This window comes from Streptomyces sp. RFCAC02 (genome assembly GCF_004193175.1).
GTDB lineage: Bacteria > Actinomycetota > Actinomycetes > Streptomycetales > Streptomycetaceae > Streptomyces.
Genome location: NZ_SAUH01000001.1, coordinates 4,668,349 through 4,691,286 on the forward strand (window position 1 = coordinate 4,668,349; position 22,938 = coordinate 4,691,286).

Annotated in this window: 21 protein-coding genes, 3 tRNA genes and 1 pseudogene; 22 read left to right on the top strand and 3 right to left on the bottom strand. The window is 72.5% G+C overall.

Features of this window, described 5'->3' with window-relative positions; all coding sequences use genetic code 11:
- Positions 1-463: 463 nt before the first annotated feature.
- The 13 genes from EMA09_RS21695 to EMA09_RS21755 all read left to right on the top strand — a co-directional run bounded on the left by EMA09_RS21695 (position 464) and on the right by EMA09_RS21755 (position 13,343).
- Positions 464-4,270, top strand: coding sequence for a nitrate- and nitrite sensing domain-containing protein (locus EMA09_RS21695; RefSeq protein WP_129842658.1), 3,807 nt, complete (start codon positions 464-466; stop codon positions 4,268-4,270).
- An 18-nt stretch (positions 4,271-4,288) separates the two neighbouring features.
- Positions 4,289-4,702, top strand: coding sequence for a roadblock/LC7 domain-containing protein (locus EMA09_RS21700; protein ID WP_168220780.1), 414 nt, complete (start codon positions 4,289-4,291; stop codon positions 4,700-4,702).
- A gap of 70 nt (positions 4,703-4,772) precedes the next feature.
- On the top strand, positions 4,773-5,186 hold the full coding sequence (locus EMA09_RS21705; RefSeq protein WP_129842660.1) for a DUF742 domain-containing protein: 414 nt from the start codon (positions 4,773-4,775) through the stop codon (positions 5,184-5,186).
- Positions 5,167-5,763 carry an ATP/GTP-binding protein gene (locus tag EMA09_RS21710; RefSeq protein ID WP_129842661.1) on the top strand — a complete coding sequence of 199 codons (597 nt, stop codon included), beginning with the start codon at positions 5,167-5,169 and terminating at the stop codon, positions 5,761-5,763. Before EMA09_RS21705 ends, EMA09_RS21710 begins: the two co-directional genes overlap by 20 nt.
- Positions 5,764-6,106: 343 nt before the next feature.
- Positions 6,107-8,731 (top strand): nitrate- and nitrite sensing domain-containing protein, encoded by a 2,625-nt coding sequence (locus EMA09_RS21715; RefSeq protein ID WP_129842662.1) that lies wholly within the window; start codon positions 6,107-6,109, stop codon positions 8,729-8,731.
- Between the two features lie 10 nt (positions 8,732-8,741).
- Positions 8,742-9,155, top strand: a complete 414-nt coding sequence (locus EMA09_RS21720; protein WP_129842663.1) for a roadblock/LC7 domain-containing protein — start codon at positions 8,742-8,744, stop codon at positions 9,153-9,155.
- Positions 9,156-9,329: 174 nt separating this feature from the next.
- On the top strand, positions 9,330-9,983 hold the full coding sequence (locus tag EMA09_RS21725; RefSeq protein ID WP_240796510.1) for a DUF742 domain-containing protein: 654 nt from the start codon (positions 9,330-9,332) through the stop codon (positions 9,981-9,983).
- Positions 9,964-10,560, top strand: coding sequence for an ATP/GTP-binding protein (locus EMA09_RS21730; protein WP_129842665.1), 597 nt, complete (start codon positions 9,964-9,966; stop codon positions 10,558-10,560). The genes EMA09_RS21725 and EMA09_RS21730 overlap by 20 nt, the downstream gene beginning before the upstream one ends.
- 105 nt (positions 10,561-10,665) lie before the next feature.
- Positions 10,666-11,448, top strand: a complete 783-nt coding sequence (locus EMA09_RS21735) for a fumarylacetoacetate hydrolase family protein (RefSeq protein ID WP_129842666.1) — start codon at positions 10,666-10,668, stop codon at positions 11,446-11,448.
- Positions 11,441-12,925 carry a glutamate--tRNA ligase gene (gltX, locus tag EMA09_RS21740; protein ID WP_129842667.1) on the top strand — a complete coding sequence of 495 codons (1,485 nt, stop codon included), beginning with the start codon at positions 11,441-11,443 and terminating at the stop codon, positions 12,923-12,925. Before EMA09_RS21735 ends, gltX begins: the two co-directional genes overlap by 8 nt.
- A 158-nt stretch (positions 12,926-13,083) precedes the next feature.
- Positions 13,084-13,155, top strand: a tRNA-Gln gene (locus EMA09_RS21745).
- 17 nt (positions 13,156-13,172) lie between these two features.
- Positions 13,173-13,245, top strand: a tRNA-Glu gene (locus EMA09_RS21750).
- A gap of 25 nt (positions 13,246-13,270) precedes the next feature.
- Positions 13,271-13,343 (top strand) — tRNA-Glu (locus tag EMA09_RS21755).
- A 59-nt stretch (positions 13,344-13,402) separates the two neighbouring features.
- Here the strand turns inward: EMA09_RS21755 and EMA09_RS21760 are convergent.
- Positions 13,403-14,038, bottom strand: a complete 636-nt coding sequence (locus tag EMA09_RS21760; RefSeq protein WP_129842668.1) for a MerR family transcriptional regulator — start codon at positions 14,036-14,038, stop codon at positions 13,403-13,405.
- 126 nt (positions 14,039-14,164) lie between these two features.
- On the opposite strand from EMA09_RS21760, the gene EMA09_RS21765 reads away from it, so the two are divergent.
- Positions 14,165-14,668 carry a DUF4188 domain-containing protein gene (locus EMA09_RS21765; protein ID WP_240796511.1) on the top strand — a complete coding sequence of 168 codons (504 nt, stop codon included), beginning with the start codon at positions 14,165-14,167 and terminating at the stop codon, positions 14,666-14,668.
- A gap of 10 nt (positions 14,669-14,678) precedes the next feature.
- On the opposite strand, the gene EMA09_RS21770 is transcribed toward EMA09_RS21765, so the two are convergent.
- Complete coding sequence (locus EMA09_RS21770; RefSeq protein ID WP_129842669.1) at positions 14,679-15,410, bottom strand: IclR family transcriptional regulator; 732 nt, start codon at positions 15,408-15,410, stop codon at positions 14,679-14,681.
- A gap of 181 nt (positions 15,411-15,591) precedes the next feature.
- On the opposite strand from EMA09_RS21770, the gene leuC reads away from it, so the two are divergent.
- The 5 genes from leuC to EMA09_RS21795 all read left to right on the top strand — a co-directional run bounded on the left by leuC (position 15,592) and on the right by EMA09_RS21795 (position 19,100).
- The gene (gene leuC, locus EMA09_RS21775; protein WP_129842670.1) at positions 15,592-17,016 is read left to right on the top strand and encodes a 3-isopropylmalate dehydratase large subunit; all 1,425 of its coding nucleotides are present in this window, start codon (positions 15,592-15,594) and stop codon (positions 17,014-17,016) included.
- A gap of 5 nt (positions 17,017-17,021) precedes the next feature.
- Positions 17,022-17,615: a 3-isopropylmalate dehydratase small subunit gene (gene leuD / locus EMA09_RS21780; RefSeq protein WP_129842671.1), complete on the top strand. Its 594-nt coding sequence runs from the start codon at positions 17,022-17,024 to the stop codon at positions 17,613-17,615.
- 165 nt (positions 17,616-17,780) lie between these two features.
- On the top strand, positions 17,781-18,035 hold the full coding sequence (locus EMA09_RS21785; RefSeq protein WP_129842672.1) for a hypothetical protein: 255 nt from the start codon (positions 17,781-17,783) through the stop codon (positions 18,033-18,035).
- A gap of 126 nt (positions 18,036-18,161) precedes the next feature.
- Entirely contained in the window at positions 18,162-18,749 is a 588-nt protein-coding gene (locus EMA09_RS21790; RefSeq protein WP_129842673.1) for an HU family DNA-binding protein, read from the top strand.
- A gap of 147 nt (positions 18,750-18,896) precedes the next feature.
- Complete coding sequence (locus EMA09_RS21795; protein ID WP_129842674.1) at positions 18,897-19,100, top strand: hypothetical protein; 204 nt, start codon at positions 18,897-18,899, stop codon at positions 19,098-19,100.
- Here EMA09_RS21795 and cofC read toward each other — a convergent pair.
- Complete coding sequence (gene cofC, locus EMA09_RS21800) at positions 19,072-19,746, bottom strand: 2-phospho-L-lactate guanylyltransferase (RefSeq protein WP_240796512.1); 675 nt, start codon at positions 19,744-19,746, stop codon at positions 19,072-19,074. The two genes, EMA09_RS21795 and cofC, sit on opposite strands and share 29 nt — an antisense overlap.
- Before the next feature lie 183 nt (positions 19,747-19,929).
- Here cofC and EMA09_RS21805 point away from each other — a divergent pair, with 183 nt between their 5' ends.
- From EMA09_RS21805 to EMA09_RS21815, 3 genes and pseudogenes are all read left to right on the top strand, one after another.
- The gene (locus tag EMA09_RS21805) at positions 19,930-20,709 is read left to right on the top strand and encodes a lysophospholipid acyltransferase family protein (RefSeq protein ID WP_129842676.1); all 780 of its coding nucleotides are present in this window, start codon (positions 19,930-19,932) and stop codon (positions 20,707-20,709) included.
- Between the two features lie 47 nt (positions 20,710-20,756).
- A complete protein-coding gene (locus tag EMA09_RS21810; RefSeq protein WP_240796708.1) occupies positions 20,757-21,707 on the top strand; it encodes an NAD(P)H-dependent glycerol-3-phosphate dehydrogenase in 951 nt (316 codons plus the stop codon).
- 63 nt (positions 21,708-21,770) lie between these two features.
- Positions 21,771-22,883 (top strand): annotated as a pseudogene (locus tag EMA09_RS21815) (D-alanine--D-alanine ligase family protein); the annotation flags it as partial.
- Positions 22,884-22,938: the final 55 nt, after the last annotated feature.

Sequence of the window (22,938 nt, forward strand, 5' to 3'; positions counted from 1 at the left end):
ACCGTCACATCTTTGCTGTGACGTTGTTCACTTCCGACGGAGGAAAGGCCGTGAATCGGACACCGGTTGAGGGTCGCGAATCGGGCATAGACGGCTATTGCCGCGCGCCGGGCGGAGAGTGTGCGGGACTCGTGTGCCTGTTCGATGATGCTGTGGTGGTCAAAAGTCCGTTTTCTCCACACGGGAGTTCGACTGCCGGTGACGGGGCGTCTGCGCAGCGTCATACAGGTCACGGCTCTGCGTCGGGGCCTTGTTGCAGGTCGGCGGCTGTGTTGGAATTCCACGGACCGTCGCGGGTCGGCCACCCTGTGAGGGACGCGCGCCAGGCGTCACGCACCGGCCGGCCGTCGGACGCGTCGGTTGCCCGAACGACCGGAAACGGGGCCGGCTCCCGCCTGCCCCCGGTTCGACACCGCCCCGCCGTCTTCACGACGGGCGCTGAGGTCCAGAGGTTGCGACGCTAGTGCAGGGACGTTTCAAGAGGGAAGGCCGCGCTGCGGAGGATGCGGAGCCGGACGGCGCGACCGACCGGGAGCCCTCGGCAGGTGCCGCGCCGGGCGACGCCGCGGACGGCGACCGCCCCGCGCCCGATGGCGCCGCGGCGGGCGACGACGCGTCCGCCACCCCGTCGGCACCGCGCCGCCCGAGTCAGGCGGGCTCCCGTCTCGCGCTGCGCAACTGGCGCATCAGCACGCGCCTCGTGTCCCTCGTCGCGCTGCCCGTGGTCGCCGCGACCATTCTCGGCGGCCTGCGTCTGCAGACGGCGCTCGCGGACATCGAGCAGCTCGACGACATGCAGCTCCTGACCGACATGACGGAGCAGGCCACCCGTCTCGCGACCGCGCTCCAGGAGGAACGCGACCGCACCGCCGGCCCGCTGATGACCGGCATGGACACGCGCAGCGACGAGATCGCCGGTCCGCGCGAGGACACCGACGAGGCCCGTCACTCGTTCAGTGACGCCACCCTGCGCATCGACAACACCGACGAGGCGATGCGCGGCATCCAGTCCAGCCTCGACGACATCAGCAGCCAGCTCGGCGAGCTGGACTCGGTGCGCAAGGACGCGTACCAGGACCGGGACTACGTCTCCCAGACGATCTCGTCCTACAACAACATGATCACGTCCCTGCTCAGCCTCACGCAGGACATGGCCCAGGCCACCGGCAACGGCGAGATGATCCGCGCCACCCGCGCCCTCGCCGCGTTCGCCGCCGCCAAGGAGCACGCCTCCATCCAGCGCGCCGTCATCACCGCCGGCCTCGCCCGGGGCGAGATCGACGGCGAGGTCACCCAGCTCTCCGAGAGCGACTGGCGCTACGGCCGCACCAACTGGCTCAACGAGGACGCCAAACTCGGCAGCTTCGAGGCCATCTACGACGGCGACCGCGACCACCTCAACGCGCTGCTCGCCCCCCTCAACGGCGGCCAGGGCAGCATCACCCAGGCCGACCAGTACGCGCAGCAGGTCTTCGCGGCCGAGGAGGGCATCGACCGCCAGCCGCGCACCTACCTCAACTGGTTCGACCAGGACCGCACCAAGATCGAGGCGATGGACCGCATCCAGCAGCAGCTGCTGGACGAACTCCTCGCCAAGGCCCGCGACCTGCAGGACCAGGCGGAGGACGACGCCGTCCTCAACGGCGCCATCGTCCTGCTCGTCCTCGGCATCACGCTGGTCGGCGCGTTCATCGTCGCCCGGTCCATGGTCCGCTCGCTGCGCCGCCTGCAGACGACCGCCCAGGAGGTCGCGCACAAGCGGCTGCCCGAGGTCGTCAAGCGCATGTCCGAGGCCGAGCCGGAGGACGTGGACACCTCCGTCGAGCCGATCGGCGTCTACACGCGTGACGAGATCGGCCGCGTGGCCGAGGCGTTCGACGACGTCCACCGCGAGGCGGTCCGCCTCGCCGGTGAGCAGGCCCTCCTCCGGGGCAACGTCAACGCGATGTTCACCAACCTCTCGCGCCGCAGCCAGGGCCTGATCCAGCGCCAGCTCTCGCTGATCTCCGAACTGGAGTCCCGCGAGGCCGACCCCGACCAGCTCTCCTCGCTGTTCAAGCTCGACCACCTCGCGACCCGCATGCGCCGCAACGGTGAGAACCTCCTCGTTCTCGCCGGTGAGGAGCCGGGCCGCCGGTGGACGCGTCCCGTGCCCCTGGTGGACGTGCTGCGCGCCGCCGCGTCCGAGGTGGAGCAGTACGAGCGCATCGAGCTGTCGGCCGTCCCGAAGACGGACGTCGCCGGCCGTGTCGTCAACGACCTCGTGCACCTGCTCGCCGAGCTGCTGGAGAACGCCACCTCGTTCTCCTCGCCGCAGACCAAGGTCAAGGTCACCGGTCACGCGCTGCCCGACGGCCGGGTCCTTGTGGAGATCCACGACACCGGCATCGGCCTGTCCCCCGAGGACCTCGCCGACATCAACGACCGCCTCGCCAACCCGCCGACGGTTGACGTGTCCGTCTCCCGCCGCATGGGCCTGTTCGTGGTCGGCCGGCTGTCCCTGCGGCACGGCATCCGCATCCAGCTGCGGCCGTCCGACTCCGGCGGCACCACCGCGCTCGTCATGCTGCCCGCCGACGTGGCGAACGGCGGCTTCCGCCCGCGTCCCGCCGATGCGGCCGGCGGGCGGCCCACCGCGACCCTGGAGCGGGAGCAGCCGCCCGGCCGCGGTGCCGGCGACGGCGGCGGACGCCCCGGCGACACCGACCGCGCGCCCGGCTGGCAGCGCAGCCTCGACCGCGCCGAGCACGGCCGCGGCCAGGTCACCGGCCGCGCGGACCGCCCGGCCCTGCCCTCGCGCCCGGTCGGCGCCTCCGGCGCCCCGGCACCCGACGACTTCCCCGCGCCCCCGCAGGCCGCACCGCCCGCGCCCCCGCGGCAGGCCCCGGAGCCGCCGGTGCCGGCCGGCCCCGGCGCCGACCGGCCGAGCTGGGCCAGCGCGCCCGACGAGAGCGGCCGAATACCGGCCGCCCGCGCCGACCGCGACCAGCCCCGCGGCCACGACGAGCACGACTCCATGGCCGCCAGTACGGCGCAGTTCCCCGCCGTCGGCCCGGACGGCTTCCCGCAGCGCGCCGACGCGCCGGGCCAGGGGCACCAGAGCCGTTCCTCGATGGCCGACGCGTTCGCCGCACGCCAGGCGAGGGCACAGGCGCAGCAGGACGACGAGGCGTCCCGCACCGGTGAGTACGGCTTCCCGCCGGCGCGCCCGGGGGAGCCGGCCGGCGACACCGGGGCCTTCCCCGCAGCCCAGCCGTACGGCGACGGTCAGCAGACCGGCTACCAGGGCCAGGACTACCGCGCCCAGGGCTATCAGGAGCCGGACTACCAGCAGCAGGCGTATCAGGACCCGGGCTACCGCACGCCGGAGTACCAGGACCAGGGCTACCCCACCCCCGATCACCGCGACAGCGGTTACCGGGAGCCCGGCCCGCAGGACGACGCCCAGCACCGCGACTACCGCGGCGCCGACTACGCGGGCCAGGCCCAGGACCCCGGCTACCGCGGCGACGACCGCGCCGCCCGGGACTACCAGGGCCAGGACTACCGCGAGCCCGGCTACCAGGACGGCGCCTACTCCGGCTACCGCGCGCCCGAGCCCGCGGCGTCCGGCTACGACGACGACTCCGCCTTCGCCCCGCCGGCGCACCGCGACCGGCAGGGCCACCAGGAGCCCGCGCCCCGCGCCAGGGACGAGCGGCCGGACGACGTGCGCAGCGCGCTGTCCGCCCGCCAGACCCCGAGGACGTCGGAGCGCACACCGATCTTCGAGGAGATGGAGACCACGTGGTTCGGTCTCCGTCGCGCGCCGGGAGCGCCGGCGCAGCCCTCGCGGGAGCCCGCGGGCTCCCGGCAGTCCCCCCAGAACGCGCCCGCGCCGGCGCGGCCCGCCCAGCCAGGGCCGGCAGCCGGCGGCCACCGGTCCGACGAGGCCCCCGCCCCCCGGCGGGAGTCCGGCGACGGTGGTTCGGGCACCCCCTGGCGTTCGTCCCCGAACGACGAACGCTGGCGGCAGGCCGAGCAGCTCCGCCAGCCCTCCGCGGGCGGGGTCACCACGTCGGGCCTGCCCCGGCGTGTGCCCCGCGCGAACCTCGTGGCGGGCGCAGCGCAGCAGCACCAGCAGGCCACGCCGGTGGGCCCGGCGGTCTCGCGTCGCCCGGACGACGTCCGGGGCCGCCTGACCAACCTCCGCCGGGGAATTCAGCAGGGACGCCAGGCCGGTACGACGGCCGGCCGGTCGGACCGGGGCTCCGGCCCCACATACCAGTAGGAGCGTTAGGTGAGGCCGATGAGTCAGGCGGCGCAGAACCTGAACTGGTTGATCACCAGTTTCGTGGAGAACACCCCCGGGGTGTCGCACACGGTGGTGGTGTCCGCCGATGGTCTTCTTCTGGCGTTGTCCGAGGGGTTCCCGCGGGACCGTGCGGATCAGCTGGCGGCGGTGGCGTCGGGTCTGACGTCGCTGACGGCGGGTGCGTCGCGGATCTTCGAGGGCGGTGCGGTGAATCAGACGGTGGTGGAGATGGAGCGTGGTTTCCTCTTCATCATGTCGATCTCGGACGGTTCGTCGCTGGCGGTGCTGGCGCACCCCGAGGCGGACATCGGTCTGGTGGGGTACGAGATGGCGCTGCTGGTGGATCGAGCCGGTAGCGTTCTGACCCCGGACCTCCGCGCCGAGTTGCAGGGAAGCCTGCTCAGCTGACCGGAAAGCTCCCCCCACATGAGCACCACCGTCCCGATCGCCGTTCTCATGCCATTCGCTCGGAGGAGCCATGAACACGCCGCCACCCCCGCAGGGACCGTACGGTGCGTCGCCGCATTACGGCTCGTTCGAGGAGGAGGGTGACCAGCCGCTGGTCCGGCCGTACGCGATGACCGGCGGCCGGACGCGGCCGCGGTACCAGCTGGCGATCGAGGCGCTGGTGAGCACCACCGCCGACCCGGTCCAGCTCCAGGGGCTCCTGCCCGAGCACCAGCGGATCTGCCAGCTGTGTCTCGAGGTCAAGTCGGTGGCCGAGGTCTCGGCGCTCATGACGATACCGCTCGGCGTCGCCCGGATCCTGGTGGCCGACCTGGCCGAGGCCGGGCTCGTCGCCATCCACCAGCCGGGTCATGGCAGCGACCCGGGTGGCCAGCCAGATGTGACACTGCTCGAAAGGGTGCTCAGTGGACTTCGCAAGCTCTAGCGGCGGCCCGGCGCGCCCGGTCTCCGCTGGCTCGACCACCTCCGCGAAGATCGTGATCGCGGGCGGGTTCGGTGTGGGGAAGACCACGTTCGTGGGGTCGGTGTCGGAGATCAATCCGCTGCGGACGGAGGCGGTGATGACCTCGGCGTCGGCGGGGATCGACGATCTCACGCACACGGCGGGGAAGACGACGACGACCGTGGCGATGGACTTCGGTCGTATCACGCTGGATCAGGACCTGATCCTGTATCTGTTCGGGACGCCGGGGCAGGACCGTTTCTGGTTCATGTGGGACGACCTGGTGCGTGGTGCGATCGGTGCGGTGGTGCTGGTGGACACGCGTCGGCTGGCGGACTGTTTCCCGGCGGTGGACTACTTCGAGAACAGCGGTCTGCCGTTCGTGATCGCGTTGAACGGGTTCGACGGTCATCAGCCGTATTCGCCGGACGAGGTGCGGGAGGCGTTGCAGATCGGTCCCGACGCGCCGATCATCACGACGGACGCGCGGCACCGTTCGGAGTCCAAGAGCGCCCTGATCACCCTCGTCGAACACGCACTGCTCGCCCGTCTCCACTGACCGGCACCTCCCCGTACGTACGGACGCCCCGCGCGCCGATGCGGCACCGCCCGCAGCCCGGCGCGCGTTCGTTTTCGTTCCGGTGACCGATCGCGCCCGTTCTCCGCATGCCGTGTGCTCCCGTCCGACCACCGCATGCCCGGTTCCCGGCTCTCTCGCCTGTAAACCGCTTCGTTTCACCGCGGCCACGGCACATTCCCGGCCGTTCCCCGGCGGGTCCGTCGTAATTCCCGTGTTTCCCGGTGCGGGAAACCCCTCGCGGGGCATGCTGGATGGCGCCCGATCCCCCCACTGACGCCACGGCCCGCCCGCGACGGCGTGCCGGTGCCGGGAGGTGAGACCAGTGAGCCGCCGTACGACGTCCCCCCGCGCCCCGGGCGACCCCCGGGGCGCCGGACCCCGCCTCGCGCCCCGCAACTGGCGCGTCGCCACGAAGCTCAACGCCATCCTCCTCATCCCCGTCCTCGTCGCCCTCGCCCTCGGCGGTCTGCGCGTCGGCGCCGACCGGGCGCGCGCCGAAGAGGCGGACGACGCCCGGCGCGTCGCCGAACTCGCCCGCGCCGCCACGGCGTTCGCCCACGCCGTCCTCGACGAACGCGACCTGACCGCGCGGCCCCTGCTGGAGGGGCGCGGCGACGACCCCGGCATCGCCGAGGCCCGCGACCGCACCGACCGCGCCCGCGCCGAGTTCGCCGCCCGCGCCGCCGACGCCCCCGACAGCCCGGGGCTGCGCGACCGGCTGGACGACGCCGACGCGGCGGTGGACCTCCTGGTCTCACTGCGCGACCGGGCGTTCACCGACGCCCTGCCCGGGGTCGCCACGGAGGAGGCGTACGTCGCGGTCCAGCGCCCCCTGATGGCCTTCGCCAACGAACTCGGCCTCGGCACGGACAACATGCTCGTGTACGGACGCAGCGTCTACGCCCTGTCCCTCGCCAAGGCGGCGAGTTCCCTCCAGCGCGCCATCGGCACCCACCTCATCGTCGCCCCGGGACCGGACGCGGGCTCCGTCGAGCAGCAGGTCACCGCGTTCAACTCCTATGTGCGCCTGGAGGAGATCGCCCTCGGCGAGTTCGCCTCGGCCGGTACGGACGACCGGGTGCGGCAGCTCGCGCAGGCCATGGCCGACACCGAGCTGGACGTCACGGGAGGCGACCCGCAGGCGCCGGGTCCCGGCACCATGATCGACCTCATCGCCGAAGGGCTCGACGCGGAGCGGCTCGCCGACGCCGGGGTCACGGCCGAGAGCTGGTTCCGTACGGCGACCGCCGAGTTCGACGCCTACCGGGCCGTCGAGAGCGACCTCATGGACGCCGCCGTCCACGAGGCGCGCGAGGTCAGCGCCGACGCGCGCCGCGACATCGTGGCGGGCGCCGCCGCCGTCCTCGCCGCAGTCCTGCTGGCGTTCGTCGTGGCCGGCCTCGTCGCCCGGTCCATGGGCCGCGGGATGCGGCGGCTGCGCGCCGCCGCGTTCGACGTCGCCGACCACCGGCTGCCGCAGGCCGTGGCGCGCCTCGCCGGATCGAAACCCGGCGACGCTCCGCCCGCCGTCGCGCCGATCGGGATGGCGACCCGCGACGAGGTCGGCGAGATAGCCCGCGCCTTCGACCGCATCCACGGGCAGGCGGTCCGCCTCGCCACCGAGCAGGCCGCGCTGCGCGCCGCCATCAGCACCCTCTTCGCGAACCTCGCCGGCCGCAACCAGACCCTCGTCGAGCGGCAGCTCGCGCTGATCAGCGCCCTGGAGACGCACGAGGCCGACCCCGAGGCGCTCGACGGCCTCTTCCGACTCGACCACCTCGCGACCCGCATGCGCCGCAACGGCGAGAACCTCCTCGTCCTCGCGGGCGAGGAGCCGGCCCACCGCTGGGACCGCCCGATCTCCCTCCTGGACGTGCTGCGTGCGGCCGCCTCCGAGGTCGAGGACTACGCCCGCATCGAGCTGACCGGCGTGCCCGACACCGTGATCAGGGCCGGCGTCGTCAACGACCTGGTCCACCTGCTGGCCGAACTGCTGGAGAACGCCACCGTCTTCTCCTCGCCCCGCGCGCCGGTCCGCGTCACCGCCACCCGGCTCCCGGACGGCCGGGTCCTCACCGAGATCCACGACGCCGGCATCGGTCTGTCGCCGGACGACCTCGCGGCCGTCAACGCGCGGCTCGCCCATCCGCCGCACCTGGACGCCGCCGTCACCGGCCGCATGGGCCTGTTCGTCGTCGGCCGGCTCGCGGAGCGGCACGGGATCCGCGTCCAGCTCCGGCACGCGGAGCACACCGGCACGACGGCTCTGGTCATGCTGCCCGACGCGGTCACCCGGCCGGGGCCCGCTCCCGCCACGGCGGACGTGCCTGTCCCGCCTCCCCAGGGGGCGCGCGGCGACCTCGACGCGCCACCGGCCCAGCGCCCGGGACCGCGCCATGCGCGCCGACCGGCGCTCGCCCCGGCGGACGCGCCCCCTGTCGATTCGCGCGCCACGAACCCCACCTCGGACGAACGTCCCACATCCCAGGCGGGTTTCGACCAGGTCACACCCGTCGCGGATTCACCCCTCAGTGGTCCCGCGGAGGGCGTGCAGCGCGTAGGCTGCACTGGACCAGCACCGGGCGCCGGGGACGACCCCCGCGACGACCGGCCAAGGCAGCGGCCCGAGGAGGACCCGGCACAGCGACTGCGGGACGACGACCCGGCCCCGGCCCCACCGCCGGAACCGGGCCTGGCGCGGCCGGATCGGGGACCGCGCCGCGAGGGGCGCACGAGCGGCACCACATCCGCCGGACTGCCCCGGCGCGTACCGCGACACCGACCGACCGACCGGTCCTCACCGGACACCTCCGACGAGCCGCGGATCTCCCGCGACCCGTCACAGGTGGGCGGCAGGCTCAGCAGCCTGCGCCGCGGTGTACGGCGGGGCCGCGGCGCCGGCGAGAACGGCGCCGCACAGAACGACGAATACGATCAGGAGCGTTAGTGTGAGGCCGATGAGCCAGGCGGCGCAGAACCTGAACTGGTTGATCACCAGTTTCGTGGAGAACACCCCCGGGGTGTCCCACACGGTGGTGGTGTCCGCCGATGGTCTTCTTCTGGCGTTGTCCGAGGGGTTCCCGCGGGACCGTGCGGATCAGCTGGCGGCGGTGGCGTCGGGTCTGACGTCGCTGACGGCGGGTGCGTCGCGGATCTTCGAGGGCGGTGCGGTGAATCAGACGGTGGTGGAGATGGAGCGTGGTTTCCTCTTCATCATGTCGATCTCGGACGGTTCGTCGCTGGCGGTGCTGGCACATCCGGACGCGGACATCGGTCTGGTGGGGTACGAAATGGCGCTGCTGGTGGATCGAGCCGGTAGCGTTCTGACCCCGGACCTCCGCGCCGAGCTGCAGGGAAGCCTGCTCAACTAGCAGACCGCGTGTGCGGATTGGGTCTCCGGCACCATAAGGTGCCGGACATGGCGACGAGATGAGCGCGGCTTCCGCTCGTGAGTGAAGGCAGTCGGAGGAGGAACAGTGACAACGCCCCCAGGCGGACCGTACGGCAACGAGTACCCGGCACAGCCGCCGCGTGACGGTGGGCCGGTGAGACGTTACAACTTCCCCTCCGCCCCCAGCGGCTCACGGCGGCGTCCGCCCGCCCCCGACCAGCAGGGTGAGAACCCGCGGTCCGAACCCCGGCCGAGGACCCGTCCCGAGCCTCCCCAGCCTCCGCAGCCGCCCGGCTACCGTCCGGCCCCCCCGGAGGGGAGCGAGCGGCGCGGGCCGCAGGACCGGGGCGGTCCGGTCCACCGCGACGACCGGCACCGCGCCGCGGGAGCGGCCGACACCCCGGCGGAGTGGACGCCCCCCGGCCGGCAGCCGTCCGCCGGCCGGCGTCCGCCCGAGCCCGAACCGCAGCAGCCGCTGGTCCGGCCGTACGCGATGACCGGTGGCCGGACGCGGCCGCGGTACCAGCTGGCCATCGAGGCGCTGGTGAGCACCACCGCCGACCCGGTCCAGCTCCAGGGGCAGCTTCCGGAGCACCAGCGGATCTGCCAGCTCTGCTACGAGGTCAAGTCCGTGGCCGAGGTCTCCGCGCTGCTCTCCATCCCCCTGGGGGTGGCCCGGATTCTGGTGGCCGATCTGGCCGAGGCCGGGCTCGTCGCCATTCATCAGCCGGGTCATGGCAGCGACCCGGGTGGCCAGCCAGATGTGACACTGCTCGAAAGGGTGCTCAGTGGACTTCGCAAGCTCTAACGACGCCGGGGGTCTCACCGCGCCGTCCCGGTCCACGACCTCCGCGAAGATCGTGATCGCGGGCGGGTTCGGTGTGGGGAAGACCACGTTCGTGGGGTCGGTGTCGGAGATCAATCCGCTGCGGACGGAGGCGGTGATGACCTCGGCGTCGGCGGGGATCGACGATCTCACGCACACGGCGGGGAAGACGACGACGACCGTGGCGATGGACTTCGGTCGTATCACGCTGGATCAGGATCTGATCCTGTATCTGTTCGGGACGCCGGGGCAGGACCGTTTCTGGTTCATGTGGGACGACCTGGTGCGTGGTGCGATCGGTGCGGTGGTGCTGGTGGACACGCGTCGGCTGGCGGACTGTTTCCCGGCGGTGGACTATTTCGAGAACAGCGGTCTGCCGTTCGTGATCGCGTTGAACGGGTTCGACGGTCATCAGCCGTATTCGCCGGACGAGGTGCGGGAGGCGTTGCAGATCGGTCCCGACGCGCCGATCATCACGACGGACGCGCGGCACCGTTCGGAGTCCAAGAGCGCCCTGATCACCCTCGTCGAACACGCGCTGATGGCACGGCTGCGCTGACCGCTCGCCCGCGCGCCGCCGCCAGAAGGCGCGCCGCGGCCGTTCGTCTAGGCTGGACCCGCACTTTTCCAGGGTTCAAGCGGCCAGTGAAGGACGTACGCAGCCGTGCGCATCGCCAGATTCTCCATCGAGGGGACCGTTGGCTTCGGCGTGGTGGAGGAGGAGCCCGCCGAGGACGGCGGGCTCCAGCTCGACATCATCAAGGGCCACCCCTTCGCCGCCTTCGAACGGTCCGGCCGCCGTGTGCCGCTGAGCAAGGTCAGGCTGTTGCCGCCCGTCCTGCCCAGCAAGATCGTCGCGGTCGGCCGGAACTACGCCGAGCACGCCCGTGAGCTGGGCAACGAGGTGCCCGACGTCCCGATCACCTTCTTCAAGCCGTCCACCTCGGTGATCGGTCACGGCGACCCGATCGTCCACCCGACGATCTCGGACGACGTCCACCACGAGGCCGAGCTGGCCGTCGTCATCGGCCGCATGTGCCGCGACGTGCCGCGCGAGCGCGCCCGCGACGTCATCCTCGGCTACACCTGCGCCAACGACCTCACCGCCCGCGACGTGCAGCAGCGCGAGGCGCAGTGGGCGCGCGCGAAGGGCTTCGACACGTCCTGCCCGCTCGGTCCCTGGATCGAGACGGACCTCGACCCGTCCGACCTCGCCGTCATGTGCACGGTCAACGGCGAGCAGCGCCAGCTCGGCCGCACCAGCGAGATGATCCGCGCGGTCGAGGACCTCATCGTGCACATCAGCGAGTCGATGACGCTGCTCCCGCAGGACGTCATCCTGACCGGCACCCCCTCGGGGGTCGGGCCGGTCCGGGTCGGCGACGAGGTCGCCGTCTCCATCGAAGGCATCGGCACTCTCACCAACAAGGTCGTCACGCGTGACTAGTCCCACCGCTCCCCGCGTCCGCTTCTGTCCGTCGCCGACCGGCAACCCGCACGTCGGCCTGGTGCGCACCGCGCTGTTCAACTGGGCCTTCGCCCGGCACAACGGCGGCACCGCCGTGTTCCGCATCGAGGACACCGACGCGGCCCGCGACTCCGAGGAGTCCTACGCGGCGCTGCTCGATGCCATGGAATGGCTCGGCTTCGACTGGGACGAGAGCCCGGTCGCCGGCGGCCCGTACGCGCCCTACCGCCAGTCGCAGCGCATGGACATCTACGCGGACGTCGCGGAGAAGCTGCTGCGGGCCGGCCACGCGTATCACTGCTGGTGCACGGCGCAGGAACTGGAGGAGCGCCGCGCGGCGGCCCGCGCGGAGGGCCGTCCCTCGGGGTACGACGGCAGGTGCCGCACGGTGACGCCGGAGCAGCGCGCGGCGTACGAGGCCGAGGGGCGTACCCCGATCGTGCGATTCCGGATGCCGGACGAGCCGATCACGTTCACCGACCTGGTGCGCGGCGAGCTGACCTTCGCCCCCGAGAACGTCCCGGACTACGGCATCGTCCGTGCGAACGGCGCCCCGCTCTACACCCTGGTCAACCCGGTGGACGACGCCCTCATGCGCATCACGCACGTGCTGCGCGGCGAGGACCTGCTGTCCTCCACCCCGCGCCAGATCGCGCTGTACCGGGCGCTCGCCGAGATCGGCGTGGGGGAGGGCACCGTCCCCGCGTTCGGTCACCTGCCGTACGTGATGGGGCAGGGCAACAAGAAGCTGTCCAAGCGGGACCCGGAGTCCTCGCTGAACCTGTACCGCGAGCGCGGGTTCCTGCCCGGCGCGCTGCTGAACTACCTCGCGCTCCTCGGCTGGTCGATCGCGGAGGACCGGGACATCTTCTCGATGGCGGAGATGGTCGAGGCCTTCGAGATCGGCGCGGTGAACGCCAACCCGGCCCGTTTCGACCTGGCCAAGGCGGAGGCGGTCAACGCCACGCACATCAGGGAGCGGCTGAGCGCCGAGGAGTTCGCGGCGGCGTGCGAGCCGTGGCTGCGCGCCCCGTACGCGCCGTGGAAGCCGGAGGCGTACGACCCGGCCGCGTTCGCCGCGCTCGCCCCGCTGGCGCAGACGCGCGTCACGGTCCTGTCCGACATCACGGACGCCGTGGACTTCCTCTTCCTCGACGCGCCGGTGTCGGACGAGGCGGCGTGGCAGAAGGCGATGAAGCCGGGCGCCGAGGCGGTGCTCGGCACGGCGCGGGAGCGGCTGGCCGCGCTCGGGGAGTGGACGGCCGCCGCGCTGAAGGACGCCGTGCAGAGCGCGGGCGAGGAGCACGGGCTGAAGCTCGGCAAGGCCCAGGCGCCGGTGCGGGTGGCCGTGACCGGGCGCACGGTGGGGCTGCCGCTCTTCGAGTCCCTGGAGGTTCTCGGGCGGGAGCGGACGCTCGCCCGCGTGGACGCCGCCCTGGCCCGCCTCGCGGCCTGAGCCGGCCCGCCCGCGGGGAACGCCACCGACCGCCGGGGAACCGGTTTGGGGACACCCTTCTCGATCGGGTATTGTTTGGCGCGTCGCAAGGGACGGACCGGAAACGGGAAGCCCGGGCGATCACCTGAGCAACACCCCCGGTGGGGGTGGCGTTTCGGTGGGGTATGGTGTAATTGGCAGCACGACTGATTCTGGTTCAGTTAGTCTAGGTTCGAGTCCTGGTACCCCAGCGGTCTTTCGAGATCAAGCCCCCGTTGTGTAGCGGCCTAGCACGCTGCCCTCTCAAGGCAGTAGCGCCGGTTCGAATCCGGTCGGGGGTACGGTCCGCTCAGCGGACTGCAGCAGGCCCCCGTTGTGTAGCGGCCTAGCACGCCGCCCTCTCAAGGCGGTAGCGCCGGTTCGAATCCGGTCGGGGGTACAGAGCGTCACCGCAAGCCCCTCGCCTTTCGGCGGGGGGCTTGCGTGTGTGCCCCCGGTTCACTCCCGGTGGCCGAAGCGCCGGGCGGCCTCCTCGGCCTGGGCGAGGCGCCGCAGGCTGAGCAGGACCGGCTCGTACAGCACGGTCAGCGCCACGGCGGCCTCCAGCTGTGTGGTGGGCGCCTCGAAGTCCTCGATGAGCGCGACCTCGTGGGCCGCGAGTTCGGCGGCCAGCCGGCCGTGGGGGAGCAGCCGGTCCGTGTCGCAGGGGTAGCCGAGGCGGACGAGCGCGGTCAGGGCGGCCACCAGGCTCCGGTGGGCCGGGTTGGACGGGACGACGCGCCAGCCGAGGCGCCGCTGGAGCTCCTCGGCCGTCCGGCGGGCGACCTCGGCGGCCGGCCCCTCCTCCGGGGCGGCGGGGGTGACGGGGAGCGCGGCGACGGCCGTGCCGAGGCGCGAGAGGTGGTCCTCGTTCTCGTCCTCCAGGGCGGCGAGGACCTCGCGCGCGGTGGCGACGGGGACGCGTCCGACGTGGATGAGGGCGCGGATCAGGCGCAGCCGGCGCAGGTGCTCCTCGTCGTACTCGGCCTGGGTCGTGGAGACCCGCTCGCCGGGCGGCAGCAGCCCCTCCCGCAGGTAGTACTTGATCGTCGCCGTGGAGACCCCGCTCCGTCTGCTCAGCTCGGCCAGCCGCATGGAATGCCCCTCGCCCCTTCCGCTCGTCTTCCCGCTTGCCAATTCTCTCGGAGAGTGCCACTATCCCATCATGGATAGTGAAGCTATCCAAGTCGGGGTGACCGGTCGGGTGCGCATGGAGGGGTCATGACGGAGATCATCAAGGGGCGGATGACGGCGGACGCGTCGGCGGAGGCCGTGCGCGGGGGCGTGACGGTCTTCCTCATCGGGATGCGGATCAACAGCTTCCGGAGCCTGCGGAGCTGGTGGCCGACGTTCCGGGCGATGCCGCGGATGCTGCGGGAGCTCGGCGCGGACCGCGACAGCGGCATGATCGGCTACCGGCTGCTGTTCGGCGGCCCGCGCGTCATCTACGTCGTGCAGTACTGGTCGTCGCACGAGAAGCTGCTCGCCTACGCGTCCGACCGCGAGGGCCTGCACCGGCCGGCCTGGGCGGCGTTCAACAGGCGGCTGCGCGAAGGCCGGGACAGGGTCGGCTTCTGGCACGAGACCTATGTCGTGCCCGCCGGCGGGCACGAGGCGGTCTATGTGAACATGCCGCCGTTCGGCCTCGGCGCTGCCGCCGGCGTGATACCCGTCGGCCGCCGCGGGGACCGGGCGGCCGAGCGGCTCGGCGTGCGGGGGGTGTGAGCTGGCGGGCTCAGCCGCCGTTGCGCCGCAGGGCCTCGGTCAGGCGGGCGGCGGCGTCCAGGAGCGACTGGGCGTGCATCCGGCCCGGGTGCCGCGTCAGGCGCTCGATCGGCCCGGACACCGAGACGGCGGCCACCACGCGGTTGGACGGCCCGCGGACCGGCGCCGAGACGGAGGCCACACCCGGCTCCCGCTCCCCGATGGACTGCGCCCACCCGCGCCGCCGCACGCCGGAGAGCGCGGTCGCGGTGAAACGCGCGCCCTGCAGCCCGTGGTGCAGCCGCTCCGGCTCCTCCCAGGCCAGGAGGATCTGGGCCGCCGATCCCGCCTTCATCGGGAGGGTGGAGCCGACCGGCACCGTGTCCCGCAGGCCGGACAGCCGCTCCGCCGCGGCCACGCAGATCCGCATGTCGCCCTGGCGCCGGTAGAGCTGGGCGCTCTCGCCCGTCAGGTCCCTCAGCTGGGTCAGCACCGGTCCGGCCGCGGCCAGCAGCCGGTCCTCGCCGGCCGCCGCCGCCAGCTCCGCGAGCCGGGGGCCGAGGATGAAACGTCCCTGCATGTCCCGGGCCAGCAGCCGGTGGTACTCGAGGGCCACGGCCATCCGGTGCGCGGTCGGCCGGGCCAGGCCCGTCGCCCCGACGAGGCTCGCCAGCGTGGCCGGCCCCGACTCCAGGGCACCCAGGACCAGGGCCGCCTTGTCGAGTACGCCCACACCGCTGGAATCACCGCTAGAGTTGTCCATGCAACGATACTCGCGTCTCACACTGTGAAACGCAAGTTCATAGTCCGGAGAAAAGCGCCAGGCTGGAGCCCTGCGAGCCACGATGCACCCCGGTGCCCCGTGGCGCGCGGCCACCGTCCGGTGCGCGGGGAACGGACGGCGGTCCACCCATCATCAGCGGCGATGCCGGAGGGAAGTGCCAATGGGACGCACACTGGCGGAGAAAGTCTGGGACGACCACGTCGTCCGGCGTGCGGAGGGCGAGCCCGATCTGCTCTTCATCGATCTCCATCTCCTGCACGAGGTCACGAGCCCACAGGCGTTCGACGGCCTGCGCAAGAGCGGTCGGAAGGTGCGGCGCACCGACCTCACCATCGCCACCGAGGACCACAACACCCCGACCCTCGACATCGACAAGCCGATCGCCGACCCGGTCTCCCGGACGCAGCTCGAGACGCTGCGCAAGAACTGCGCCGAGTTCGGCGTGCGCCTGCACCCGCTCGGCGACAGCGAGCAGGGCGTGGTCCACGTGGTCGGCCCGCAGCTCGGTCTGACCCAGCCCGGCACCACGGTGGTCTGCGGCGACAGCCACACCTCGACGCACGGCGCGTTCGGCGCGCTGGCCTTCGGTATCGGCACGAGCCAGGTCGAGCACGTCCTGGCCACCCAGACGCTGCCGATGGCGCCGTTCCGGACGATGGCCGTGACGGTCCTGGGCGAGCTGCCCGAGGGCGTCACCGCGAAGGACCTGATCCTCGCGATCATCGCCCGCATCGGCACCGGCGGCGGCCAGGGCTATGTCATCGAGTACCGGGGCGAGGCCATCGAGAAGCTCTCGATGGAGGCCCGCATGACCATCTGCAACATGTCGATCGAGGCGGGCGCCCGCGCCGGCATGATCGCCCCCGACGACACGACCTTCGCCTACCTGCAGGGCCGCGACCACGCGCCGCAGGGAGCCGACTGGGACGAGGCCGTCGCCTACTGGCGCACGCTGCGCACCGACGACGACGCCGTCTTCGACCACGAGGTCGTCATCGACGCGGCCGAGCTGTCGCCGTTCGTCACCTGGGGCACCAACCCGGGCCAGGGCGCCCCGCTGTCCGAGTCCGTGCCCGACCCGGCCTCCTTCGCCGACGCCACCGAGCGCCTCGCCGCCGAGAAGGCCCTGGAGTACATGGGGCTGTCCGCCGGCCAGAAGCTGCGCGACATCGAGGTCGACACCGTCTTCGTCGGCTCCTGCACCAACGGCCGCATCGAGGACCTCCGCTCCGCCGCGTCCATCCTGCAGGGCCGCCGCATCGCCGACGGTGTGCGGATGCTGGTCGTCCCCGGATCCGTCCGGGTCGCCCTGCAGGCCGTCGAGGAGGGGCTCGACAAGGTCTTCACCGAGGCGGGCGCCGAGTGGCGGCACGCCGGCTGCTCGATGTGTCTCGGCATGAACCCGGACCAGCTCTCCCCGGGCGAGCGCTGCGCCTCCACGTCCAACCGCAACTTCGAGGGCCGGCAGGGCAAGGGCGGGCGCACGCACCTGGTCTCGCCGCAGGTCGCCGCCGCCACGGCGGTCACCGGCCGGCTCGCGTCCCCGGCCGACCTGGCCGGCGTCCCCACCCCCGTGGAGGTCTGAGCGTCATGGAAGCTTTCACCGCACACACCGGCCGGGCCGTCCCGCTGCGCCGCGGCAACGTCGACACCGACCAGATCATCCCGGCCCACTGGCTGAAGAAGGTCACCCGCGACGGCTTCGAGGACGGACTGTTCGAGGCCTGGCGCAAGGACCCCGAGTTCGTCCTCAACCGGCCGGAGCGCCAGGGCGCCACCGTCCTGGTGGCCGGCCCCGACTTCGGCACCGGCTCGTCCCGCGAGCACGCCGTGTGGGCCCTGCAGAACTACGGCTTCAAGACCGTCATCTCCTCGCGGTTCGCCGACATCTTCCGGGGCAACTCCCTGAAGAACGGCCTGCTCACGGTCGTCCTGCCGCAGGACACCGTCGAGACGCTGTGGAAGCTGACCGAGGCCGACCCGAAGGCCGAGATCACCGTCGACCTGGTGGCGCGCGAGGTCCGCGCCGAGGGCGTCACCGCCTCGTTCGAGCTCGACGAGAACGCCCGCTGGCGTCTCCTGGAAGGCCTGGACGACATCAGCATCACCCTGCGCCACGAGGAGGACATCGCCGCGTTCGAGACGCGGCGGCCGTCCTTCAAGCCCAGGACGCAGGCCGCCTGACCCTCCGCCGGGCCGCAGCGCCCGGCAGTGCGGCACCGCCTCACGAACGCGAACGCCCCCGCCCGTTTCCGCAGGCGGGGGCGTTCGCATGCGATCCTCCGGCTGCGACACGGGCGTTGGGGGGCCAAGAGGGCGATAACGGTTCCAAGGTGGCACAATCGGCGTATGGAACGCGACGGTCAACTCGAACTCTACGACCTCGTCGCCGATCGCCTGAAGGACGCCCACCGCATGGTGCGGGACCTGCACGTGTCCGAGGACGTACGGCAGGCCCTCACCCGGAAACTGCTGGTCATCACCGCGGCCGCCAAGCAGGACCTGCCCGGCGCCGCGCGCCGTCTGGACCGGCTGATGGAGGACGTCGAGGCGGAACGGCCGGCTCCGGCCGCCTTCCGCGCCGACCGTGACGGAACTCCGTGATGCGTCGGGTTCGTTGCGACACTAGGGTGATTCGCCCGTTTCGCGTTTGATTTGCGCTATATATCTGCCTAACGTGCGAAAAAGCTTGAACGCATTCGTTCCAGCAATGCCTGCGAAGGGGAAGACGTGAACAAGGCACAACTCGTCGAAGCGATTGCCGACAAGCTCGGTGGCCGTCAGCAGGCCGCGGACGCGGTCGATATCGTCCTCGACGCCATCATCCGCGCCGTGGTCGCCGGGGAGCGGGTGTCCGTGACCGGCTTCGGCTCCTTCGAAAAGGTGGACCGCCCGGCCCGTTACGCCAGGAACCCGCAGACCGGGGAGCGCGTGCGGGTCAAGAAGACCTCGGTGCCCCGCTTCCGCGCCGGACAGGGCTTCAAGGACCTCGTGGCGGGGACGAAGAAGCTCCCCCGCAACGACGTGGCCGTCAAGAAGGCTCCCAAGGGCAGCCTGACCCAGGGCAGTGGCGCGGCGAAGAAGGCCACCACCAAGAAGGCCGCGGCGAAGAAGACCACCACCGCGAAGAAGGCCACCGCCGCCGCCAAGAAGACCACGGCGCAGAAGGCCACCGCGGCGAAGAAGACGGCCAAGAAGGCCACGGGCAAGAAGACGGCCGCGAAGAAGGCACCGGCCAAGAAGGCCACCGCGACCAAGGCGCCGGCCAAGCGGGGTTCCTCCCGTTCCGCCACGAAGGCCGCCGCCCGCCGCGGGTGACGCCCCCCGGCGCCCGGGCACCGAGCGGGCCGGTCTCCCTCACCGGAGCCCGGCCCGCCGCCGTGTCCGCCCCGCGCCGGTCCCGCCCGGCGCGGGGCGGGCGCCCGCGACGGCGCGAACCGCGGGGAACGCCCTAAGCTCGCCCCCATGCAGGCCACCGCGTACACCTACGATCCCGCCACCCGTTCCGGCAGTGTGCTGCTGGACGACGGCACGCCCCTCGACTTCGACACCGCGGCCTTCGACGCGGGCGGGCTGCGGCTCCTGAGGCCGGGTCAGCGGGTGCGCATCGAGGTCGCCGGTGAGGGAGCGGAGCGCCGCGTCACCTTCCTGACCCTGCAGACGCTGTAAGCCGCGCCGCCCGCCGCACCGCGGCCGCCGTCCTCGGGCCGACGCCCAGGGCCAGGGCCTCCCGCAGGTCGTCCCCCGTGTCCACATCGCGCCGTACGCGGGCCACCCCGTCGAGCGTGAGTTCGGCCGCTCCGGACGCCAGATGCGCCGCGCGCGACGGTCCGCCGAAGGCGGGGGCCAGGTCACTGCCGCCGCGGGCGGCGAGCAAGGTTGTCCCGACGGCGGCGGTGTCCGCGAGGAAACTCCGCGGCCGGCGCCCCGCCGCCGCGAGCACCGCGGCGAGTTCGGCGGGCCGCAGCGCGGGCAGGTCGGCGTTCATCGCGGCCACGTCCGCGTCCGGGGCGCGGCCCCGCAGCACCGCGGCGCCGCGCGCCAGCGCCGCGTTCAGCCCGCCGCCGGGCGCGTCCGGGACGACACGCGCACCCCGGCGCACCAGTCGTTCCGCCGCGAGGGTGTCGTCCGTCACGACCAGCACCTCCCGCACCGCGCGGCAGGCCAGCGCGGCGGCGACCGTGTCCTCGGCGAACGCCAGGGCCAGCGCGGGCCGCGCCGCGTCCCCGACCGTGGGAGCCAGCCGGGTCTTGGCCAGCCGCAGCCGTTTCACCGGCACGATCAACGACCAGCCGCCCTCGTGCGTCTCACTCACCGGGTCATTCTCCCCTCCTCGCCCGACACCGCCCGCGGGCGGCCGTGAGCTGCGCATTAGGGTGCAAACTTGGACCGTCGCGGCGGGGGGCCGCCGCTGGACAGCCCCTCACCCCGGGGCCACACTTGTGCGACTGTCCGCAGCGGACCGCGCCGGAGCAGTGCAAGAGGAGATGGTGTCCCAGTGTCACGCCGCAGAATCGGCTTCTGGTACCGATTGGCCGCAATTCTGGTAAAACCGCCGCTGCTGCTGCTGTTCAAGCGGGACTGGCGTGGAATGGAACACATTCCCGCGTCGGGTGGATTCATCACCGCCGTCAATCACAACTCGGTTCTCGACCCGCTGTCCTACGCCCACTTCCAGTACAACACCGGGCGCGTCCCCCGATTCCTCGCCAAGGACAGCCTCTTCACCAAGGGCATCGTCGCCCGCTTCATGACCGGCACCGGCCAGATCCCCGTCTACCGCGACACCTCCGACGCGGCCGACGCCTTCCGGGCCGCCGTCGCCGCCGTCCACCGCGGCGAGTGCGTCGCGTTCTACCCCGAGGGCACCCTCACCCGCGATCCCGGCCTGTGGCCCATGGAGGGCAAGACCGGCGCCGCCCGCGTCGCCCTCAGCACGCGCGCCCCCGTCATCCCCGTGGCGCAGTGGGGCGCCCAGGCCGCCATGCCGCCCTACGCCAGGTCGCGGAAGATCCGCCTGCTGCCCCGCAAGACCCTCGTCGTCGCGGCCGGTGCCCCCGTGGATCTCAGCGAGTTCTACGATCGGGAGCCGACCGCCGACGTCCTGCGCGAGGCGTCTGACAGGATCATGGACGCCATCACCGTGCTGCTCGCCGACATCAGGGACGAAGCCCCGCCCGCCGAGCGGTACGTGCACCGCAGGACATCGCCGGACCGGCGCGACGAGCACCGCGCGTCCGGTGCCGTGTCCGCGCCCGAGGAGGAGAGAACGGAGTGACACGCGTCGCCGTCTACGGCACCGGATCATGGGGGACGGCGTTCGCCATGATCCTCGCCGACGCGGGCTGCCGGGTGACGCTCTGGGCACGCCGCCCGGAGATCGCCGAGGCCGTCAACACCACCCGCGCCAACCCGGACTACTTCCCCGGCGTGACCCTGCCCGACGGCATCAGCGCCACGACGGACGCGGCCGAGGCGGCCCGCGACGCCGAGTTCACCGTGCTGTCGGTGCCGTCGCAGACGCTGCGCGAGAACCTCGCCGTCTGGAAGGACCTGCTCGCGCCCGGCACGGTGCTCGTCTCCCTCATGAAGGGCGTCGAACTCGGTACCGCCAAGCGGATGAGCGAGGTCATCGAGGAGGTCGCGGGCGTCGGCCCCGACCGCGTCGCCGTCCTGTCGGGACCCAACCTGGCCCGCGAGATCGTCGACCGCCAGCCCGCAGCCTCCGTCGTCGCCTGCCGGGACGAGGCCGTCGCCCGCCGCCTCCAGACCGCCTGCCGCACGCCGTACTTCCGCCCGTACACCAACACCGACGTCGTCGGCTGCGAACTCGGCGGCGCCGTCAAGAACGTCATCGCGCTCGCCGTGGGCATCGCCGACGGCATGGGCCTCGGCGACAACACCAAGGCGTCCCTCATGACCCGCGGCCTGGCCGAGACCGCGCGGCTCGGCCAGGCGATGGGCGCCGACCCGCAGACGTTCGCCGGACTCGCGGGCATGGGCGACCTGATCGCCACCTGCTCCTCGCCGCTGTCGCGCAACCACACCTTCGGCACCAACCTCGGCCGCGGCATGACCGTCGAGGAGACCATCGCCGTGACCAGCCAGACCGCCGAGGGCGTCAAATCGTGCCGCTCCGTGCTCGACCTGGCGCGCCGGTACGGCGTGGACATGCCGCTGACCGAGACCGTCGTCGGCATCGTCCACGAGGGCCTGCCGCCCCTGGTCGCCGTGCAGGACCTGATGGCGCGCAGCGCCAAGCCCGAGCACCACTGAAACCGACCACCCCGTTAGGTAGCCTCACAGGGTTATGAGCAGCGAGAACTCCCCCAGAGCCCCAAGCCGCGGGTCGCCGTCGTCTTCGGTGGCCGCAGCTCCGAGCACGCGGTCTCCGTCGTCACCGCGGGTGCCGTCCTGCGCGCCATCGACCGTACGCGCTACGACGTGCTGCCCATCGGCATCACGACCGAAGGACGCTGGATCCTGGCCGCCGACGACCCGGACCGCATGGCCATCGCCGGGCGGGAGATGCCGAGCGTCGAGGCCCTCGCCGAGACCGGCACCGGCACCGTCGTCCTGCCGGTCGACGCGGGCCGCCGCGAGGTGGTCTACGCCGAGGCGGGCTCGGTGCCCAAGGACCTCGGCGGCGTGGACGTCGTCCTGCCGCTGCTCCACGGCCCGTACGGCGAGGACGGCACGCTCCAGGGCATGCTCGACCTCGCGGGCGTCCCGTACGTCGGGGCCGGCGTCCTGGCGTCCGCGGTCGGCATGGACAAGGAGTACATGAAGCGGGTCTTCCTCTCCTTCGGCCTGCCGGTCGGCCCGTTCACCGTGGTGCGGCCCCGGGAGTGGGTCAGCGACCCGGCCGGCGCCCGTGAGCGGATCACCGCCTTCGCCGCCGAGCACGGCTGGCCGGTCTTCGTGAAGCCCGCGCGGGCCGGCTCGTCCGTCGGCATCTCGCGCGTCACCGGCCCCGAGGACCTCGACGCCGCGATCGAGGAGGCACGCCGCCACGACCCGAAGGTCGTGGTCGAGGCGGAGCTGACGGGCCGCGAGATCGAGTGCGGCGTCCTCGAGTTCGAGGACGGGCCGCGCGCCAGCCTGCCGGCCGAGATCCCGCCGAGCGAGACGCACGACTTCTACGACTTCGAGGCCAAGTACATCGACGCCTCGCAGGGCATCGTGCCGGCGCCGCTCACCGAGGAGCAGACCGACGAGGTGCGGCGGCTCGCCGTCCGGGCGTTCGACGCGGCGTCCTGCGAGGGGCTGGTGCGCGCCGACTTCTTCCTGCTGGACAGCGGCGAGTTCGTCATCAACGAGATCAACACCATGCCGGGCTTCACGCCGATCTCGATGTTCCCCCGTATGTGGGAGGCCACCGGCGTCGACTACCCGGAGCTGGTCGACCTGCTGCTGCGGGCGGCACTGCGCCGCCCGACCGGGCTGCGCTAGAACGGCGCCGGCCGCGGGTGCCGTGGCCCCACGGGCACCGGCACCCGCCGCCGTG